Origin of the sequence: Dongshaea marina (assembly GCF_003072645.1) — a bacterium.
In the GTDB taxonomy this organism is placed as follows: domain Bacteria; phylum Pseudomonadota; class Gammaproteobacteria; order Enterobacterales; family Aeromonadaceae; genus Dongshaea; species Dongshaea marina.
In genome coordinates, this window is record NZ_CP028897.1 from 2,109,326 (window position 1) to 2,130,288 (window position 20,963).

The 20,963-nt window shown below is 52.9% G+C and carries 14 protein-coding genes and 1 pseudogene; 7 read left to right on the top strand and 8 right to left on the bottom strand.

The window, feature by feature from the left end:
* Positions 1–10 precede the first annotated feature (10 nt).
* On the bottom strand, positions 11–616 hold the full coding sequence (locus DB847_RS10095) for a hypothetical protein (protein WP_108650565.1): 606 nt from the start codon (positions 614–616) through the stop codon (positions 11–13).
* A 133-nt stretch (positions 617–749) separates the two neighbouring features.
* Entirely contained in the window at positions 750–1,706 is a 957-nt protein-coding gene (locus DB847_RS10100) for a DUF3179 domain-containing protein (RefSeq protein ID WP_108650566.1), read from the bottom strand.
* A gap of 113 nt (positions 1,707–1,819) precedes the next feature.
* On the opposite strand from DB847_RS10100, the gene DB847_RS10105 reads away from it, so the two are divergent.
* Positions 1,820–2,089: a hypothetical protein gene (locus tag DB847_RS10105; protein WP_199911794.1), complete on the top strand. Its 270-nt coding sequence runs from the start codon at positions 1,820–1,822 to the stop codon at positions 2,087–2,089.
* Between the two features lie 40 nt (positions 2,090–2,129).
* Here DB847_RS10105 and dsbB read toward each other — a convergent pair whose 3' ends face one another.
* A complete protein-coding gene (dsbB, locus tag DB847_RS10110) occupies positions 2,130–2,666 on the bottom strand; it encodes a disulfide bond formation protein DsbB (protein ID WP_108650567.1) in 537 nt (178 codons plus the stop codon).
* A gap of 104 nt (positions 2,667–2,770) precedes the next feature.
* Positions 2,771–4,360, bottom strand: a complete 1,590-nt coding sequence (gene nhaB / locus DB847_RS10115) for a sodium/proton antiporter NhaB (protein WP_108650568.1) — start codon at positions 4,358–4,360, stop codon at positions 2,771–2,773.
* Between the two features lie 241 nt (positions 4,361–4,601).
* Between nhaB and fadR the strand changes: the two genes are divergently transcribed.
* Positions 4,602–5,333, top strand: a complete 732-nt coding sequence (fadR, locus tag DB847_RS10120) for a fatty acid metabolism transcriptional regulator FadR (RefSeq protein ID WP_108650569.1) — start codon at positions 4,602–4,604, stop codon at positions 5,331–5,333.
* On the opposite strand, the gene DB847_RS10125 is transcribed toward fadR, so the two are convergent.
* The 4 genes from DB847_RS10125 to DB847_RS10140 form a co-directional block, all read right to left on the bottom strand.
* Positions 5,330–6,871, bottom strand: coding sequence for a SpoVR family protein (locus DB847_RS10125; protein ID WP_108650570.1), 1,542 nt, complete (start codon positions 6,869–6,871; stop codon positions 5,330–5,332). The genes fadR and DB847_RS10125 overlap by 4 nt on opposite strands.
* Before the next feature lie 6 nt (positions 6,872–6,877).
* Positions 6,878–8,155, bottom strand: coding sequence for a YeaH/YhbH family protein (locus DB847_RS10130; protein ID WP_108650571.1), 1,278 nt, complete (start codon positions 8,153–8,155; stop codon positions 6,878–6,880).
* Between the two features lie 25 nt (positions 8,156–8,180).
* On the bottom strand, positions 8,181–10,103 hold the full coding sequence (locus DB847_RS10135) for a PrkA family serine protein kinase (RefSeq protein WP_108650572.1): 1,923 nt from the start codon (positions 10,101–10,103) through the stop codon (positions 8,181–8,183).
* Positions 10,104–10,456: 353 nt separating this feature from the next.
* The gene (locus tag DB847_RS10140) at positions 10,457–10,945 is read right to left on the bottom strand and encodes a methylated-DNA--[protein]-cysteine S-methyltransferase (RefSeq protein WP_108650573.1); all 489 of its coding nucleotides are present in this window, start codon (positions 10,943–10,945) and stop codon (positions 10,457–10,459) included.
* Positions 10,946–11,017: 72 nt separating this feature from the next.
* On the opposite strand from DB847_RS10140, the gene DB847_RS10145 reads away from it, so the two are divergent.
* From DB847_RS10145 to DB847_RS10165, 5 genes and pseudogenes are all read left to right on the top strand, one after another.
* Positions 11,018–11,737, top strand: a complete 720-nt coding sequence (locus DB847_RS10145; RefSeq protein ID WP_108650574.1) for an SDR family NAD(P)-dependent oxidoreductase — start codon at positions 11,018–11,020, stop codon at positions 11,735–11,737.
* A 210-nt stretch (positions 11,738–11,947) separates the two neighbouring features.
* On the top strand, positions 11,948–12,724 hold the full coding sequence (locus DB847_RS10150; RefSeq protein ID WP_108650575.1) for a substrate-binding periplasmic protein: 777 nt from the start codon (positions 11,948–11,950) through the stop codon (positions 12,722–12,724).
* Positions 12,725–12,890: 166 nt separating this feature from the next.
* Positions 12,891–15,515: an aminopeptidase N gene (pepN, locus tag DB847_RS10155; protein WP_407644460.1), complete on the top strand. Its 2,625-nt coding sequence runs from the start codon at positions 12,891–12,893 to the stop codon at positions 15,513–15,515.
* Between the two features lie 65 nt (positions 15,516–15,580).
* A complete protein-coding gene (locus DB847_RS10160; RefSeq protein WP_108652953.1) occupies positions 15,581–15,802 on the top strand; it encodes a DUF2835 family protein in 222 nt (73 codons plus the stop codon).
* Between the two features lie 270 nt (positions 15,803–16,072).
* Positions 16,073–20,916: pseudogene (locus DB847_RS10165) on the top strand (NAD-glutamate dehydrogenase).
* The last annotated feature ends 47 nt before the right edge of the window (positions 20,917–20,963 follow it).

Here is a 20,963-nt window from a genome sequence, read left to right on the forward strand (position 1 = left end):
GCATGCTATTTCAGGCCGTTTGGGCGGCTTCAAGATGAGTGCGAAAGGTCGCACTGAACTGTTCATTGTGCAGGTGTGGGCACAGAGTGCCCAGCAGCGGGGCCAACTTGGTGCGTCGCTCACTACTGGGGGTTGCCAGATAGATAGAGATACAGCGGTTGATGCTATCCTGACCATTGAGCTCGGCTTCGCTGTGTCCCAATAAAAAGGTGTGATAGGTGGCCAGGATCAACGGGGCCTCTCTTGGGAAGTTACAGTTGAGGGCTTGCTCCAGAAGATCTTCGAGCAGGAACATGTGGTACTGCTCTTTTTTAGAGCTATCCATATATGAGAGTGCGGTTCTCAAAAGAGCCAGCTGAGCGATAAACTGAACCCAATTTAACTCAAAGCCTAACAGGGTGACCCTGTCTTTGCCTTTACGCACTGTTTTTTTATGGCTGAGGCCGTTGTATGCAGTTTTGATCTCAGAGGCGAGCTTTTCACACTGGCCATCGTCACGGAGCATCATCGATTGGCGGGTCACATCAAGCACGAAATGGTAGAGGGAGAGCAGGAGCTCCTCATTTGCCCAGAGGATAACTCCTTCTTTGGTTTTGCGCGAAGTAAACTGCAGCATTCGGCCTCCTTGGCTTCTGACATCCCTGATTGAATCAGTTTACGGCCAGCGCTTTCATAAAAAAAGCCTTTGTTGCTGAAAAGTTATTCCAGGAAGGAGTGACCCTGGCGCAGATATCCAGGGCCGGAAGCTATCATGAATCGGCTGCAACGGGTGAGTAAAGCTCGGTTTGTGGGTGAAACGCCTGCCAGGCAAACCAGTAGGAGAAGATGTGGGGGATGAGGCGCCCTTGTTGATCTTTCACCGAGATGACTTCATTCTCCTGACTGAGCTCAAAATGGATCTCCCTTCCCTTAATATGATCTCTTCTCAATTTATCTGACGTCTTAAACAGCTCCACCGGGTAGGCTTTAGAGACCCCTTGAGTCTGGATCCCAACCACCAGGGTCTTAGCTGAAAGATCGGTTCTGACCTCTCCAACCGGAAACATCAGGCTTCCCAAACGATAGTAACCGGCGTAAGGGTCGACCGAATAGTCACGGTTGTAACCTGTGTCATCTGAGAGAACCTCGGTAGCGGCTTGCTTGCGTTGCCAGTTCTTCCAGGAGATCTGAACCGATGGCAGTTGTTTAAGCGTGGCTCCAGACATGGGACCTGTGATCGCTTTTTCCTTAAGCTGCGACCAGAGACTGTCGGTCTGGTGGTCGTACAGCAACACATTACTCTTATAGAGCTTGCCAGAGATCCCAAAGGTGTGGGTTTTGCCAGCGATCTTGCGCTCAAAGACCAGTGCACTCTGGGTTAGGGGGCAGAAGGTGACGACGATAGGCTCTCCTCCCAGGGTGTCATTGACGGCTTCATGCCAGTTGAGGATCTTGATCGGGTAGGCCCTGGACTGTCCATTGATGGTGACACCGACCACAGGATCGCTGCTCTTGAGATAGCGGGCTTGCCCCGGTGCGATAAATCTGGGCTTGAGCAGTGCCGGGATCCCATCTTTTGGGGGACCACCCGAGAGAATCTCATTGGGATCAACCAGGGCATTCTCGGTTGCTATCGCCATCTTGGAGTGCTGGTACCATAAGAAGCACCCAGCAAACAGCAGGATGATTAAACCGAGAATCATCCAACGGATAGAGGAGCTACGCATCCTGTTCCCCTTTGTCGATGAGCCATATCTATGAGACCGAATTTGCCACTAAAATCTTGCGCACTATCCCTGATCTACTCAAACTAAAAACAGGCGAGTAGAGGATTATCACCATGGCAGACGATAACTCAGAACTCAGGCTCATGACCGACGAAGAGGTTGAAGAGCAGATCCACCCTAAAAAGAGGGGGGGTGAGCAGAAGCCTTCAGAAGAGTACAGTGGGCCGGAGCGGCGCAGTGGCAAAGAGCGGCGAACTCAAAGAGACAGGCGAGAGACAGTGCGTTTTGAGCCGGGTGAGGAGAAGGCTGAGCGTCGCTCGGGTCAGGATCGCCGCAAGAGCGCTGATGAGGACAAGGATACCTGGGATCATCGGGACTTCTGACTTGAGCTGGGGAGCTGTGTCAGCCCCCATCTCACGAAAGCTAGTTACAATTGCAGCAGCTGTTGCACGCTTTTCTCTTGAACTGCAGCAGGCCGAAGATGAAAAACAGTGCCAGGAACAGGGCAAAGATCCCAACCATCCACTGCGGCATAGTCAGGCCTAAAAACTGCCAATCGATCTCGGTGCAGCTACCCAGCGGGGTAAACATCCAGGGAGCGATTTTTTCCAGGGGCATCCAGGAGGGGAACTGGGCAAATAGCGAGCAGACCTGAAACGGCGATGGATGGAGTTGGATCTGTACGTGCTCCAGTGCAAGCTGCAGGCCGCGAAAGGCACTATAACCCCACAGCAGAAATCCTATCCAGCGGATCGCGAAAAACCGCGGTGCGATGGCTCCGATTAAGCCAGCCAGCAGGATCCCCAGTACGGCTGCCCGCTCATAAACACACATCTCACACGGGCTTAATTTCAGCACGTATTGGAAGAACAGGGCACATAACTCAAGAAACAGAGCGCCGCCTGCCAGTAGCAGCCAGGCGCCTCTGTGTCGGGTAAATTGGTTCAGATAATCCAGCATAGTGTCACATTGTGTTGGATGAAGATTGCAATTCAATCATAAAATCATTGAAAAATATATGGGAAAACGCGACCTCAGGCTTTTGCCTGAGGTCGCGTTGGAGGTTAGTGGGCTGAGCTGGCCGCGTTGGACATCTCACTGAGAGTATGGTGGGAGATGATTCCCCACTCATAAAACTGCTGTGTCATCGGATGCAGCAGGAAGGAGATCGCAATCAGGCCCACGATTCCCAGCACGATAGTGTAGGGCAGTGCCATCCAGACCATGCGTCCGTATGATAAGCGCAGCAGGGGCGCCAGGGTTGAGGTCAGGAGGAATAGGAATGCAGCCTGACCATTAGGTGTTGCCACCGAGGGCAGGTTGGTTCCGGTGTTGATCGCAACGGCCAGCATATCAAAGTGATCATTATCGATGACACCATTCATCAGGGCCGCCTTGACCTCATTGATATACACTGTGCCGACAAACACATTATCACTGACCATCGATAGCACCCCGTTGGCCAGGTAGAATAGCCATAGATGGTGCTCTTTTTCGACCTGCAATACCCATTGAATGATCGGCTCGAACAGGTGCTGATCGATAATCACCGCCACGATCACAAAAAACACCGAGAGCAGTGCGGTAAAGGGCAGGGCCTCTTCAAATGCCTTACCGATGGCATGTTCTTCGGTGACACCGGTAAAGGCCGACGCCAGAATAATGACCGACAGACCGATCAGGCCCACGGCAGCCAGATGCAGAGCCAGAGCCACGATCAGCCACAGAGCGATCACCCCCTGGATAATGAGTTTGGCATAATCCTTATGGGACATGTGGGAGTCCTGGTGCTCATCATACTCCAGGATGATGTGGCGGACACTTTCCGGGAGCTTGTCACCATAGCCAAACCAATGGGTTTTCTCGAGAATGGCGCAGGTGATGAGTCCACAGATCAAAACCGGGAAGGTGACCGGAGACATGCGGATCGCGAACTCGACAAAGTGCCAGCCGGCACGCTCGCCGATGATCAGATTTTGCGGCTCTCCGACCAGGGTACAGACGCCCCCCAAAGCGGTTCCTATGGCGGCATGCATCATCAGACTGCGCAGGAAAGCTCGAAACTGATCCAGATCGCGGCGCTTAAGCTCATGCAGATCATGGTCGTGGCTGTGATCGTGATCATCATGGGTGAAGTGTTTGCCGGAAGCAACCTTGTGGTAGATGGCATAGAAGCCAACCGCGACACTAATGATCACCGCAATGACCGTCAGTGCATCAAGGAATGCTGAGAGCACAGCGGCGGCGAAGCAAAATGCCACTGACAGTGCTATCTTGGAGCGGATCCGCACCAAGAGTTTGGTGAACAGATACAGCAACAGATCTTTCATGAAGTAGATGCCGGCAACCATGAAGATCAGCAGCAGCAACACTTCGATATTTGCAATCAATTCATGTTTGACCTGGGCCGGACTCGTCATGCCAATAATCACGGCCTCAATGGCCAGCAGCCCCCCGGGCTGCAGCGGGTAGCACTTGAGCGCCATCGCCAGTGTCATGATGAACTGGATCACTAGTAACCATCCTGCGACAAAGGGGTTGAGCCAGAACAAAATGGGGTTAATGACCAGACAGGCTATGATGGTGTACTTGTACCATCGTGGCGAGTGTCCTAGGAAGTTGTGCCCAAAGGCACGTCCTAAACTGATAGCCATAGTATGTTATGTCCCTGTTTAGTGTGAAACCAAAATTAAAAGTGTTTGGGCTTATCGCCTTATAGTTATCTCTTTTGCCCTTTATTATTCTTAGCCTAGTTCAAAACTAGTTGATTCAGAAAGGGAATGTCATCTTATTCTAAACAGGCCGGTCAACTGGTCGCACCAGACTTGTTATCGTTTACTGCCCTTTGTTATTATCGCCGGATTGTCGCTATTCCTTGCTAAGAGACGGCTGTAGATGGTCATTAGAGCTCAGAGCCCTGCCGGCTTTGCTGAAGAGTATATTATCGAATCAATCTGGAAGAACCGATTTGCGCCGGGAACAGTGTTACCTGCCGAGCGTGAGCTTTCCGAGCTCATCGGGGTGACCCGGACCACCTTGCGTGAAGTCTTGCAACGCCTTGCCCGGGATGGCTGGCTAAAGATTCAACATGGCAAACCAACCCGGGTCAACGATTTCTGGTCCTGTGTCGGGCTTAATGTGCTGGAGACCCTGATTCGTCTTAATTCGGTGCAGGCCGAGGTGGCGGCCATGAGTCAACAGGTGCTTGAAGCTGTGATGCAAACCCGGACTCTTTACCTGGAAGGTGTGGCTGCTGATGTCAAAGAACCATTGTTGCGGCTGCTGAGTGAGCTCGACTCACTCGAAGATACCGGGGCTGAGTACCAGGCATTTGAGCTGAGCTTTTGTGAACTGATTCAACAACATGCCGGTAACTGTGCCTACCGCCTGATGTTCAACGGACTGAGGTCTCTGTACCAGAGGGTTTGTGAGTTTTACTTTTCCGAGCCCGAAGCGAGACAGGCCGCTTTTGATTACTGGTCTGAGCTTGGGGTGAAGCTGGGGGAGGGCTCTTATGAGGTGATTCCAACCCTTCAGGCAGAGTATGCCCAAAGGGTTGGAGATTTGTGGAGCCGGATGAGTGAGCGGTTACCCGTTCAATTTCCGGAGCAGACGGCTGGCATCTAGCTTGTCGCTGCTTTCTCACTCGCAGCTTCGGTCTCGGCCGGGCACTGAGCGATGATTTCGGTTTTACCGCTATCATCCTCCTGCTCCAGTATCACCTTGAATCCCCACAGCTGATACAGGTGCTTGATCACCTCCTCTTTGCTGTCAGCCAGCGGGATCCGGTTATGGGGGCGATAGCGCAAGGTTAGTGAGCGATCGCCCCTGATGGCGACGTTAAACACCTGAATATTGGGTTCAAGATTACTCAGGTTGTACTGCTGAGCCATGGTGTTGCGCAGCCGGCGATAGCCCTCTTCGTTGTGGATCGCGGTGACACTCAGATAGGATTTCTGATCATCGTCCTCCACCGAGAACAGCTTAAGATCCCGCATCACCTTGGGTGACAGGAACTGGCTGATAAAGCTCTCATCCTTGAAGTTCTGCATCGCAAAATGCAGGGTTTCGATCCAGTCACTGCCCGCAAAATCCGGGAACCAGTATTTATCCTCTTCGGTTGGCTCTTCACAGATCCGTCGCAGATCCTGGAACATCGCAAACCCTAAGGCGTAAGGATTGATCCCTGAATAGTAGGGGCTGTTATAGGGGGGCTGATAGATCACGTTGGTATGACTGTGCAGCACCTCCATCATGAAACGATCGCTCAGTTTCCCCTCATCATAGAGGTGATTGAGGATGGTGTAGTGCCAGAAGGTGGCCCAGCCCTCGTTCATCACCTGAGTCTGCTTTTGCGGGTAGAAATACTGACTTATTTTGCGAACAATCCGCACCAGCTCACGCTGCCAGGGCTCCAGGAAAGGTGCATTTTTCTCAATGAAATAGAGAATATTCTCCTGAGGCTCCGAAGGGTATCGAGCCTCCTGCTGCTCGGTACTCTCCTTTTGCTTGGGAAGGGTCTTCCACAAGGCGTTGACCTGGCTTTGCAGATACTCTTCGCGCGCCTTCTGACGTCGCTTCTCTTCGGCAAGAGAAAGCTTTTGTGGCCGCTTGTAGCGGTCAACCCCATAGTTCATCAGGGCGTGGCAGGCATCCAGCAGGCGTTCAACCTCATCGATCCCATATTTCTCTTCGCACTCAGAGATGTAGTTCTTGGCAAACAACAGGTAGTCGATGATGGAGCTGGCATCGGTCCAGGCCTTGAACAGATAGTTGTTCTTGAAAAACGAGTTGTGGCCATAGCAGGCATGGGCGATCACCAGTGCCTGCATCGGCATGGTGTTCTCCTCCATCAGGTAGGAGATACAGGGATCGGAGTTGATCACTATCTCGTAGGCCAACCCCATCTGACCACGCTTGTAGTTTTGCTCGGTCTGGATGAATTTTTTACCAAAGGTCCAGTGATGGTAGCCGATGGGCATCCCGACACTGGAGTAGGCATCCATCATCTGCTCAGCGGTGATCACCTCGATCTGATTCGGATAGGTGTCGAGACGATAATGCTCGGCCACCTTTTGGATCTCTTCGTGGTACTCCTGCAGCAGTGGAAACGTCCAGTCAGGCCCGTCATCCAGGCGTATAACTTTTTTCTTTCTGGGCATCATCTCTCCTTACGAGGCTGCCTTGACGCTCTGTTTCTTATAGAGCTCGCGGAACACCGGATAGATATCTTCCTGCTGACGAATGTGCTCCATGGCAAAGCTTGGATATTCCTGAGCCACAGTCTCATATTCATGCCACAGGGTCTGATGGGCCCGGTTGGTGATCTCGATATAGTTAAAATAACGAACAAACGGCATGATCTGCTTGGTCAGAAGCTCCCGGCACAGGGGAGAGTCATCGGCCCAGTTATCGCCATCCGATGCCTGGGCGGCATAGATGTTCCACTGATCGGCCGGGTAGCGCTCCTCCATCACCTCGATCATCAGTTTCAGAGCGCTGGAAACTATGGTGCCACCGGTTTCCTGTGAGTAGAAAAACTCATGCTCATCCACCTCTTTGGCCTGGGTGTGGTGGCGGATAAATACGATCTCAACATTCTCATAGGTGCGGGTCAGGAACAGATAGAGCAGCAGATAAAAACGCTTCGCCATATCCTTGGTCGCCTGATCCATCGAGCCGGAGACATCCATCAGGCAGAACATCACTGCCTGGGTGGAGGGGACTGGCCGCTTCACAAAGTTGTTGTAGCGAAGATCAAAGGTGTCGATAAAAGGCACCGCGCCGATGCGTCGCTTCAGATCCTCGATCTCACTCTCTATCGCTTCAATTTCGGTAACATCTGCGCCATTTTTCTTTTGCTCAGACAACAGCTCTTCGAGCTCTCGCAGGCGTCGGCGTTTGCCGGACTGCAGAGCTACCCGTCGCGCCAGGGAGTTTTGCAAAGAGCGAACAATATTGATGTTGGCCGGTACCCCGTCGGCGGTAAAGCCAGCCCGGAAGGTCTTGTATTCAACCAACTTATTCAGCTGGTTTTGTTGCAGGTTCGGTAGCTCCAGATCATCGAATAATAGATCCAGGTATTCATCCTTGGAGATCTGAAATACGAAGTCATCGTCACCTTCACCCTGATTACTGGCCTGTCCTTCACCTGAGCCCTGACCCTGACCACCCTGGGGACGATCGATCCGATCGCCCGGGGTGAACTTGTCATTGCCGGGGTGAGCACGCTCGCGCTCACCCCCCTGGCCCTGGTGGAAGACTGGCTCGGAGATGTCGCGGGTTGGGATCCCGACACTCTCTCCATTCTCCAGATCCTGGACGCTACGCTTGGTCACAGCATCGGAGATCGCTTTTTTGATCTGCTGCTTATGGCGGCGAATAAAGCGCTGTCGGTTGACAGCACTCTTATTCTTACCATTAAGCCGGCGGTCAATAAAATGCGCCATACTTCCTCCTTCTCACATCCGGGGATCAGGATGATTTACGCACACGCAGATACCAGTCGGAGAGGAGGCGAACCTGCTTGCGGGTATACCCTTTTTCCATCATGCGAGCTACAAAATCGTCGTGCTTCTTCTGCTCTTCGGTCGAGGTCTTGGAGTTGAAGGAGATCACCGGCAACAGCTCTTCTGTGTTGGAGAACATCTTCTTCTCGATCACGGTTCTGAGCTTTTCATAGCTGGTCCACTTCGGATTCTTACCTGCGTTGTTGGCGCGGGCACGCAGCACGAAGTTGACTATCTCGTTGCGGAAGTCTTTCGGGTTGCTGATCCCGGCTGGCTTCTCAATTTTCTCCAGCTCGTTGTTCAGTGCCGCCCGGTCAAATAGCTGCCCGGTTTCCGGATCGCGATACTCCTGATCCTGGATCCAGAAGTCGGCATAGGTCACATAGCGATCAAAGATGTTCTGACCGTACTCTGAGTAGGACTCAAGGTAGGCGGTCTGGATCTCTTTGCCGATAAACTCCACATACTTGGGCGTCAGATAACCCTTGATGAACTCCAGGTAACGATCATGGGTCTCCTGAGGGAACTGCTCACGTTCGATCTGCTGCTCCAGCACATAGAAGAGGTGAACCGGGTTGGCGGCAACCTCGGTGTGATCGAAGTTAAATACCCGCGACAGGATCTTAAAGGCAAAGCGGGTCGAAAGGCCGTTCATTCCCTCATCGATGCCGGAGAAGTCACGGTACTCCTGGTAGGATTTTGCCTTGGGATCCGTGTCTTTGAGGCTTTCACCATCATAGACTCGCATCTTGGAATAGATGCTGGAGTTCTCAGGGTTCTTCAGGCGTGACAGCACAGAGAAGTTGGCCAAAAGCTTGAGAGTTCCCGGGGCACACTTGGCATCGGTCAGCTCGGAGTTGCGCAGCAGCTTCTCGTAAATCTTAACTTCTTCAGAGCAGCGCAGGCAGTAAGGAACCTTGACGATGAAGACCCTGTCCAGGAATGCCTCATTGTTCTTGTTGTTCCTGAAGTGTTGCCATTCCGACTCGTTAGAGTGAGCCAGGATGATCCCGTCAAAGGGCAGGGCCGACAGACCTTCGGTTCCGTTGTAGTTGCCCTCCTGGGTCGCCGTCAGCAGAGGATGCAGCACCTTGATTGGTGCCTTAAACATCTCCACAAACTCCATCAGGCCCTGGTTAGATTTACACAGGGCGCCGGAGTAGCTGTAGGCATCGGCGTCATCCTGAGCAAAGTGTTCCAGCTGGCGAATATCAACCTTACCGACCAGGGAGGAGATATCCTGGTTGTTCTCATCGCCGGGCTCTGTCTTGGAGACCGCGATCTGATCCAGGATCGATGGGTGGACCTTCTCGACCTTGAACTTGGTGATGTCGCCGCCATATTCGTGCAGGCGCTTAGCCGCCCAGGGCGACATGATGGGGCGCAGGTAACGACGCGGGATCCCATACTCTTTTTCCAGGAGCTCACCATCCTCCTCTTCATTGAACAGGCAGAAGGGGTGATCGCTCACCGGTGAGCCCTTGATGCGATAGATTGGCATCTTTTGCATTAATGCCTTTAACTTCTCGGCCAGAGAGGACTTACCGCCGCCCACCGGACCCAGCAGATAGAGGATCTGTTTCTTCTCTTCCAGCCCCTGGGCGGAGTGTTTGAGATAGGAAACGATCTGCTCAATCGCATCTTCCATACCGTAGAAGTCTTTGAACGCCGGGTAGCGTGCGATAATACGGTTGGAGAAGATGCGGCTCAGACGTGGATCCAGCGAGGTGTCTACCATCTCGGGATCACCAATGGCAGCAAGCAGACGCTCCGCTGCAGATGCATAACACAGTCGATCCTCCTTACAGAGGTTCAGAAACTCTTGCAGGGTTAATTCTTCTTCCCTGGCTTCCTCATAGCGTTGCTGATAGTGTTCGAAGATGCCCATATTCTACCCCTAATCTATTCAAGTTGTGCCGCCTGTACTCGGCGCGTATCTAGATTGCAATGGATGTTGTTGTGTTGGATCTGAAACCGCTATGGCGATGTCTAATTGCTTTGGCGTGGACTCCGCCAGCGGGATAAGTAGCCAGGAATATAGAGGAGAGTCGGAGTTGGGGTAAGCCCCCTTTGAATCCCTTTGCGTGATGCCATTCAACTTCTCTGATATCCCTTTCATTCGATTGTAACGACATGCCCTCGTTCGTTACGTATTATGTTACCGTTTTTGCCACGAATCGCTTGAGTTGTCAAAGGGATAGGTGGCTAAAGTTCAGTATTCGTAATCATCATCTCATATTTTTAACCTGATGACTGCATAAAATTTTTCTCGTGAGCCAATAGCCAGATCTTTCTATCCAGGCCTCCGCCATAGCCCACCAACTGGCCACTGCGACCAATCACCCGATGGCAGGGAATGATGATACTCAGGGGGTTATGGTGATTCGCCTGACCAACCGCCCGGGCGGCTTTTGGCGAGCCGATCTGCTCTGCCTGTTCAGAGTAACAGCGGGTTTCACCATAGGGAATGGTCTGTAGGGCGCGCCAGCATTTTTGACGAAACTCGGTTCCATCATCAATCGACAGAGGCACAGAGAACTGCTGTAACCGCCCTGCAAAATAGGCGGTCAGCTGTTCGCCGGCCTCTCTTAACACAGGCGTATCACAAGGGGAGGCGACAGGCTCAGGGGTGAAGCTGACCCGGAGCAGAGCATGCTGATTGGCCTCCAGGGTTAACCAACCGATAGGCGTTTCAATTGAGCACTGATTTAGCGATGATAGTGGTGTCATAGATAGCTCGTTATCAAATCGGTGAAGTGCATCATGATAACGGGACTCACAGAGGATGAATAGGGAGGAGTGATGAAGCAGCAGGCATTAGTAACGGGGGCCAGCCGGGGGATAGGTTTAGCGGTTGCCGAGTATCTGGCGGGGCAGGGGTATGATCTGCTGCTGGTAGCTAAACATTTCGAACCGGTAGAGGCCCTCAGGCAGAGATTACAGGCCCGCTATGGAGCCCAGAATTTCCGTGCTTTTGCCGTTGATCTGGCGGATGTCGACCACCTCGAATTGCGACTGGATGAGATCCTCAGTGACAGCCCACCGATAGATCTGCTGTTTAATTGTGCCGGTGTTCTGGTCGCAGGCTCTATGGAGCTTGAGAGTGTGCAGCTGATGCAGATGCTACAGCTCAACACCGCGAGTAGTATCCTGGTTGCCAACCGGGTGGCACAGCAGATGAAGCACCGGCAGCGTGGCTACATCTTCAATGTGTCCAGTCTGGCGGGGGTACTGGGGGTATCCAAAATCGCTGGCTATGCGGCCTCTAAGGCGGCGCTACTCAACTATTCCCGGAGCTTGTTCAAAGAGCTGTTGCCCCACGATGTCCGGGTTACCTGTCTGTGCCCCAGTGTGGTCAATACCGACATGACAGATGATGGGCGGATGGATAATGAGAGCAAAATTCAAGTCTCTGACCTGGTTAAATCCGTCGACTACCTGCTCTCTTTGGGGGATGCTGCGCGGGTAGAGCGCTTGGATATCTACTGCAAGCCGATCGCCCTGCGGGATTTTCCGAGCTAGCTCAATCGGTTCCCGTATTACTCTCATCCTATCCTGAGTTGTGGACTATTTTGGCGTCAGGCAGAGAATCTGTCATTGGTGATGAGGGTTCATTTCATTGACCCCCTCAGTGTCCAAAGCACCTTTTCACATCTATAGGGTGTTAGGCTGGGAGAGGTGTGTAGGAGTGGCTATCCTTGAAGTAGCCCTGCCAGCAATAGGAGGGGGGATGTGTCTGGCTGTGATAGGGTTGGCTTTCGGCGACTTACTGTATTTCTGGGTGCCCTGGTTTTACTGATCGGTTCCGGGACCGGCTGGGCTGGTGCCCGCTGCGTCCTCAACATGGGATGGGAGCCCTATCAGTACCAGGAGGATAGCCACCTGACGGGGTTCGATATTGAGTTGATGCGGCTCGCAGCAACAGATATGGGCTGTGAACTGAAGCTTCACCAGCGCCCCTGGCAGCGCGGGATCCACGAAGCCAGGGTTGGAGTACAGGATCTGGTGGCCGGAGCCTCTATGACCGAAGAGCGTCAACGTTGGTTTTACTATTCGGCTCCCTACCGGACAGAGACCATGGCGCTGTTTGTGATGAAGGGGACCTCCGATCTCTACAGCTTCAGCCAGCTCCGAGACATTGTGGACAGTCAGTTCCGATTAGGAATCAACCGTGGGGTCTATTATGGAAAGGCTTTTGAAAAGGCTCGTCAGGAGCTCATCGACAACGGCAGGCTCTCGGTCTATAACACGGAGCAGCAAAAATATAAGATGTTTATGTCCGGTAGAATCGATGGTTTCCTGGGGGGGCAGGCTTCGATCAAGGCTCTGGTGAAGAATTATCTCGATGATGTGGAGATCTACCCTCTGAAGATCACCACCTCAGATCAATACATTCTATTCAGTAAAGTGTCGACAACTCCCGGGCAGGTTGCACGCTTTAACCAAAGCCTTGCCAAACTCAAACGAAGTGGTGCATATCAGAAGTTGGTCGAACGGTTTTTGCAGTGAAGTTGTGCCGCAGATGCACCGAGTTATCACAAGTGGTGGATGGACTGTTCAAAAAGTTTTCAGCTTGGGGCTGTTTCAGGCTCTGATGAGCCCGATTCCTCTGAGTTGTTTGATTTGAATCAATAGCTGTGTCAGCTTAAGGGTTTTCGTCTGTAACAGAGAATCGATAACAATGACAGCACCCCAACCCCAAACAAAATACCGCAAGGATTATCAGCCCCCCCAGTTTCTCATCGACAGCATAGATCTTGATTTTCAGCTGGATGATACCCAAACCCGGGTCAGCGCCGTCAGCCGGGTACGGCGCAATGGTGAGCATCAGCAGCCGCTGGTTTTGGATGGTCAGGGGTTGGAGCTGGCGGAAGTTTTGCTCAATGGGCAGAGCTTTACCGAGTATCAGCTCAAACCGGATCAACTGGAACTGAGCTCCCTCCCGGATGAGTTTGAGCTAACCATTACCACCATCATTGACCCTCTGAATAACAGTGCTCTCGAGGGACTGTATAAGTCCGGCGAGGCGTTCTGTACCCAGTGTGAGGCCGAAGGGTTTCGCCGCATCACCTATTTTCTGGACCGGCCCGATATCCTGAGTCGCTACCGGGTTCGGATCACCGCAGACAAGACACTCTATCCGGCGCTGCTGTCCAATGGTAACCGAATTGATAGTGGTGAGCTTGCCGATGGGAAGCACTGGGTACAGTGGGAAGATCCCTTTCCCAAGCCAAGTTATCTTTTTGCGCTCGTGGCCGGGGATTTTGATCTGCTCGAAGATAGCTTTAGTACCCGCTCCGGGCGAAAGGTTGCCCTTGAGATCTATGTGGATAAGGGAAACCGGGATCGAGCGTTTCATGCGATGGAGAGCCTCAAAAAATCGATGCGCTGGGATGAGGAGCGCTTTGATCTCGAATACGATCTGGATATCTACATGATAGTCGCGGTCGATTTTTTCAACATGGGGGCGATGGAGAATAAGGGGCTCAATGTCTTTAACTCCAAGTTTGTGCTGGCCAATGCCAAGACGGCGACCGATAACGACTACCACGGCATTGAGCGGGTGATTGCCCATGAGTATTTTCATAACTGGACCGGTAACCGGGTTACCTGTCGAGACTGGTTCCAGCTTAGCCTCAAAGAGGGGCTGACGGTATTTCGAGATCAGGAGTTCAGCTCAGATGTAGGATCAAGGGCCTATAACCGAATTCTCAATGTGCGGTTGATGCGCAGCCGCCAGTTTGCGGAGGATGCCAGCCCAATGGCTCACCCGATCCGTCCCGATGCGGTCATTGAGATGAGTAACTTCTATACGGTGACCGTGTATGAGAAGGGCTCTGAGGTGATCCGCATGATGCACACCCTGCTTGGGGAGGAGAATTTCCAGGCGGGGATGAGACTCTATTTTGAGCGGTTCGACGGCCAGGCGGTCACCTGTGATGATTTTGTTCAGGCAATGCAGGATGCCTCCGGAATCGATCTAGGTCAGTTTAGCCGCTGGTATAGCCAGTCCGGAACCCCGGTGCTGACGGTGCGCGACAGCTATGATGAGGCAAGCGGGGTCTATCGTCTGCACATAGCTCAACACACCCCTGCGACCCAGGATCAGAGCGATAAGCAGCCACTGCATATTCCCTTTAATCTTGAGCTCTACAACAGTCGGGGTGAGCCGCAGCCGTTTCGGATCAATGGTCAGAGCGTATCGCACATCCTTAATGTGACCGAAACCGAGCAGGAGTTCGAGTTTGAGGGGCTGAGCGAGCAGCCGATCCCCTCCCTGCTGCGGGAGTTTTCGGCGCCGGTAAAACTGGATTACCCTTATAGCAATCAGCAGCTGGCCTTATTGATGCGCCATGCGACCGATCTTTTCTCCCGTTGGGATGCCGCTCAGATGTTGGTAGCGAAACAGCTTAAGTCTAATCTTGAGCGCTATCGGCAGGAGCAGGCACTGGAGCTTCCCGATGAGGTGATCTCTGCATTCGCCAGTGTCCTTGAAGATGAATCCCTGGATCCCATGCTCAAGGCCGAGATCCTGCGGCTTAGTGATGAGAGCTCAATGGCGGAGCTATTTGATGAGGTGGACGTGGATGGTATTCATCGGGTGCGCTGCTTTATCAAGCAGCGGCTGGCAGAGGTATTACTGCCCCGCTTTACTCAGCTGATGGGGACGTTGAACCGAGATGAAGCTTACCAGATCAACCACCAGGCGATCGGTGAGCGCTCTTTGAAGGCGGTATGCCTGAGCTATATCGCCTGTGCCGATAAGGAACTGGGTCAGGAGCTGGTTGAGAGGCTCTATAAGGGCGCTGATAACATGACAGATACCATGATGGCTCTGAGTGTCGCCAATGGGGAGCAATTGGAGTGTCGCAACGTCCTGATGGCGGACTTTGAGAAAGCCTGGAGCCATGATCCTCTGGTGATGGATCAGTGGTTTGCCCTGCAGGCGCTCTCACCGGCACCAGAGGTGATAGATTCGATCACCAGCCTGTTTGAGCATCCGGTATTTAGCCTCAAAAACCCCAATCGGGTGAGGGCGCTCATCGGTGTATTCTCAGCCAGCAATCCGCTTCACTTCCACCGCATTGATGGCGCAGGATACAAGTTGCTTGCACAGGTGATCCGCGAGCTCAATACCCTCAACCCCCAGGTGGCAGCTCGCTTGATCACACCACTGATTCAGTTCAAACGCTATGATAGTCAAAGAGCAGCCCTGATGCGCAGCGAGCTTGAAAAGTTGCAGCAGCTTGAGTCTCTGGCTAAAGATCTATATGAGAAGGTAAGTAAGGCTCTTTCCTGATCGCACTAGGGGTGGGGAGTGGCTCCACCCCTGAATCAACCTGAGGAGTTCTCTTTGGTTCGATGATGAAGCAGTATGTTTTTAATCTCTATATTCCTTATCGTGAGCTACTCCTTTACTACCAGGGTGATGTCAACAAGCTGGTGGTTCGAACCGAGATGGGATTTACTCTGGAGATAGGGATTGATAAGTTTCGCTCATTTGTTTCGGCGGCCGGGTTGCGGGGACGCTTTTTGCTGACTGCGGATGATCACAATCGTTTTCAGTCGCTGGAGCGAATCGGATAACAAAATTTAAACATCAGCATCCACCTCAACTCCCATCTTTGTCGCAGGCAAAGAAAAACGGCTTCAACAACAGCAGATTGGTTTTTTTTGCGGGGTGGCTCTCAATGTGTGAGCTTGGTTCATTTATTTAACAAATCCCCCCCCCACTTCTCGATTTTGCGCCGGCAAAGGCTTAAACTTCCTGTCAGTTGTTACGGGGTTGTTGGTTTTCTCACACCGGCAGGCTCCTCTGAACGTCACCCTCGGCGGTACCCATAAGGATATCTAATAATGGCATTTAAAGACGCCCCGACTCCAGCACTCCTCGAGAATGTGATGGGGTTAATTCAGCGCAAAGTTGAAAAGCAAAGTACTGAGCTGGTTAAGCGCTTTGTCAGTAAGTTTTACGGAAATCTATCCCGGGATGATCTCTTTTGTCGCAACGACAGTGAGCTCTATGGCGCAGCGATCAGCCTGTGGAACGCCCTGAATCAGCGCAAGGGCGATGAGCCCTATATTCGGGTGTATAACCCGGAATTGACCCGCCATGGCTGGCAGTCCTCCCACACTATCGTTGAGATCATTCTCAACGATACGCCTTTCTTAGTGGACTCGATACGTATGGCGCTGAGTCGGCACAGTATTACCGCACACCTGTTGCTGCACCAGCCGCTCCACCTGGTTCGAACCAAGGCAGGAAGGGTCAGTAAACTGTTGGATCTGGATCAGAATGCCAAAGATGAGCGGGTCGAGACGGTATTTCTGATTGAGATCGACCGGCAGACCAGTGAGCAGGAGCTGGTGGCGCTCAGTGAAGAGCTTCACTCTGTGGTCACTGAAGTGAGGGCGGCGGTCTCCGATTGGACGCCGATGCTGGAGCGGCTCAATCAACTGATCAAAGAGCTCCCCAAGCAGCCCTTCTACGGTGAGAACTACCAGAGGGAGGAGGCCCTGGAGTTTCTCAAGTGGGTGGCGGATCATAACTTTACCCTGATGGGTTATCGCAGCTACGATCTGGTGGCGGTCGAGGGGATTATGAGCTCAGACCCAATATGGAGAGCAGCCTGGGGCTGATGAAAAACTCTCCGCAAAAGATTTTGAATTTAAGCCAGATGGCCGAGAGTGCCCGCCATGAGGCCCTGAGCTCGAACCTGCTGATCCTGACCAAATCCAATACCCGCTCCCGGGTGCATCGACCCGCCTATATCGATTACATAGGGATCAAACGCTTCGATAAGCAGGGACGGGTGATCGGGGAAGATCGTTTCATCGGCCTTTATGCCTCTTCAACCTATACCGCCAGCGTGATGCAGCTGCCACTGCTGGGCCACAAGATTGAGCGGATCATGAAGGCCTCCGGTTACGAGGCAGGCTCTCACGCCTATAAGGCGCTGCTGAATATTCTGGAAACCTATCCAAGGGATGAGCTTATTCAGGCCAGTGAGTCGGAGCTGCTCAATATCGGGATGGGGGTTCTGGAGATGCAGGAGCGGGATCTGACCCGGCTGTTTGTCCGGCGTGATATCTTCGGACGCTTCTTCTCCTGCATGGTGTATGTCACCAAGGATAGATACAGCACAGATCTCGCCGGGCGGATCCGCACCATGCTCAAAAACGCGCTGCATTCAGAAGAAGAGGTGGAGATGCACCCCTATTTCTCTGAGGGCAGATTGGCGCGCGCCCACTACATTGTCCGAGTCGAGAATAACAATATGGATGTTGATGTGAATGATATCCAGATTAATCTGGTTGAGGTCGCCCGTTCCTGGGAAGATAAGCTCGAATCGGCTCTGCTGAGTAATTATGGTGAGGCCCGTGGCAATAAGCTGGCCCGCCGTTATGTTAACGGTTTTCCGCGCTCCTACAAGGAAGATGTGCTGCCCGGGGTGGTGGTGGCCGATATCGCCAAGATGGAGAGCCTGAGCGCCGAGCATACCCTGGACATGATGTTCTACCGACCCCAGGAGGAGCTCAGTGATTCAGACCATGTTCATCTCAAGCTATTCCATAAGGACCGGCCTATTTATCTGTCTGATGTGATGCCGATGCTTGAGAACATGGGGCTTAGGGTGATCGGTGAGCGTCCCTATCAGATCAGGACCTCAGATGGTGAGATCTTCTGGATCCTTGAGTTCATGATGCTGTATAGCGGCGCAAGTGAGATGGATCTGGAGAAGAGCCAGGGGCTGTTCCAGGATGCCTTTGCCATGATCTGGCATGGCCAGCTTGAAGATGATGGCTTCAACCGTTTGGTGCTGGAGGCGGGACTGACCGGGCGGGAGGTTAGCGTGCTGCGATCCTACGCCAAGTATATGCTGCAAACCGGCTGGACCTTCTCCCAGGCCTATACCGAGCGTACCCTGATCCGCTATCCCAAGCTGGCTGGACTTTTGCTGGAGCTGTTCCGCCGCCGCTTCTCTCCCAAGTTAAAGCAGGATGGCAAGCTGCTGGATAAACTGCATAACCAGATCATCGATCAGCTCGACAATGTGGCGAACCTGGATGATGACCGAATCATCCGCCGCTATATGGAGATGATCGAAGCAACCCTTAGAACCAACTACTATCAGGCCGATCGTTTGGGTCGGGATAAGCGTTATATTTCGTTTAAGATCTCACCGCGCGATATCTCGGATATGCCGCTGCCGCTGCCCAACTATGAAATCTTTGTCTATTCACCGCGAGTCGAGGGGGTTCATTTGCGGTTTGGCAAGATCGCCCGGGGTGGATTGCGCTGGTCCGATCGCCGGGAGGATTTTCGAACCGAGGTGCTGGGACTGGCCAAGGCCCAGCAGGTGAAAAACACAGTGATCGTGCCGGTCGGTGCCAAGGGTGGCTTTGTGTGTAAGCTGCTGCCCGAGGGGGATCGCCAGGCGATCTTCGAAGAGGGTAAGAACTGTTACCGCACCTTTATCCGGGGCCTTTTGGATATCACGGATAACATGATCAAGGGAGAGGTGGTTGCCCCTGAGAATGTGGTGCGACACGATGATGACGATTACTACCTGGTTGTTGCCGCCGATAAGGGAACGGCTACCTTCTCGGATATTGCCAACGAGATCAGTGAGGAGTACGGACACTGGCTGGGGGATGCCTTCGCCTCCGGGGGCTCGGTTGGTTACGATCACAAGAAGATGGGGATCACCGCCCTGGGCGCCTGGGAATCGGTGAAGCGCCACTTCCGCGAAATGGATATCGACTGCCAAACCACAGATTTTACCTGTGTCGGGATTGGCGATATGGCCGGGGATGTCTTTGGCAACGGCATGTTGCTGTCACGCCATACCCGTCTGGTGGGGGCTTTCAACCATCAACATATCTTTATCGACCCTGATCCGGATGCCGCCTCAAGCTATATCGAGCGTCAGCGTCTGTTTGAGATGGCGGGCTCCTCCTGGGGTGACTATAACTCAGAGCTCATCTCCGAGGGGGGCGGGATCTTCCCGCGCTCTGCCAAGTCGATTCGTCTGTCACCCCAGATGAAGAAGCTGTTTAAGACCCAAAGAGTGAGCATGCCGCCCAATGATGTGATCCGCGCCCTGTTGCTTCTGGAAGTGGATCTTCTGTGGAATGGAGGGATCGGCACCTATGTGAAGAGCGTCACCGAAAGTGATGTGGATGTGGGGGATCGCGCCAATGATGCGGTTCGGGTCAATGGCTGTGAGCTGAATGTACGGATCGTCGGCGAGGGCGGAAATCTTGGCTGTACCCAGCTGGGGCGCATCGAATATGCCAGCAAGGGTGGACGGATCAACACCGACTTCATCGATAATGTTGGTGGGGTGGATTGTTCCGATAACGAAGTGAATATCAAGATCTTGCTGAACGGCCTGGTCGCCCGCGGCGATCTCACCATGAAGCAGCGCAACCGGCTGCTGTACGAGATGACCGATGAGGTGGCGAATATCGTCCTGACCAACGCCTATCGTCAGTCTCAGAGCATCTCGATCTCCTCATTCCGCGCCGCCGAGCTTCTCAAAGAGCAGCAGCGCTTTATCCATACCCTGGAGAAAGAGAACAAACTGGATCGGGCCCTTGAGCATCTGCCTACGGATGAGGAGCTCACCGATCGGATCGCCAATGATCGCGGATTAACCCGTCCCGAGCTGTCGGTGCTGGTCTCCTATAGCAAGATGGTGCTCAAAGAGGAGCTCGATTGTGAAGAGATCAGTAGCGATCCCTATCTGATGCGGTTGCTTCTGACTAACTTCCCGCCGGTCCTGCAGGATCGTTTCGGGGATGCAATGCCCGATCATCCGCTGGCGAGTGAAATTATCGCGACCCGGCTGGCCAATATGATGGTTAATGATATGGGGCTTAATTTCTCGGTGCGGATGAAGGATGAAACCGGGGCCGGCACACCTGAGATCGCTGCCTGCTTCATCATTGCCCGTGAAGTATTTGGCATGGAGCAACTGTGGCGTGATATCGAGGCGATGGATAACCATATCACGGCTGAAGTGCAGCTGGAGATGCTGATGGAGCATCGACGCCTGGTGCGCAGGGTGACTCGCTGGTTCCTGCGGGGACGTGATCGCAGCTTGTCGATTCAGCAAAATATCGACTTCTTCCGTCCGGCACTGGAGACATTGCATGAGAATCTCTACAAGCTGATGGAGCAGGAGGAGGTTGAGCAGTTCTCCCTGAAGGTAGAGCGTCTGATTGAGAAGAAGGTTCCAAAACATATCGCAACCCAGATCGTGCATATGGGAGCTCTGTTCTCTGTGCTGGATGTGGCTCAGGTAGCGGAGAAGAAAAAACGAGACATCCGGCTGGTGGCGGAGGTCTATTTCCGCCTCGGAGCCCGGATGGGACTGCACTGGTTTATGGATCAGATCAATGATCAGCCGGTGGCCAACCACTGGCAGGCTCTGGCGAAAGCCTCGTTCCGTGAGGAGCTCGATTGGCAGCAGCGCTCATTGACATCGGCGGTTCTGGGAAGCGAAGCCTGTAAGGATAAGGAGGTTTGTTTCAGTCTGCTCGAGAGTTGGATCGAGCTCAATGATCCCCTGTTGCAGCGCTGGAATCACATGCTCTCGGACTTTAAAGTAACCAGTACCCATGAGTATGCGAAATTCTCTGTTGCATTAAGAGAGTTGAATCTTCTCAATTTAAACTGTAGAAATATAGCGTGATCGTTATCTGGCCCCGGTGAACTACCGGGGCTTTTTTAGGAGCCCCT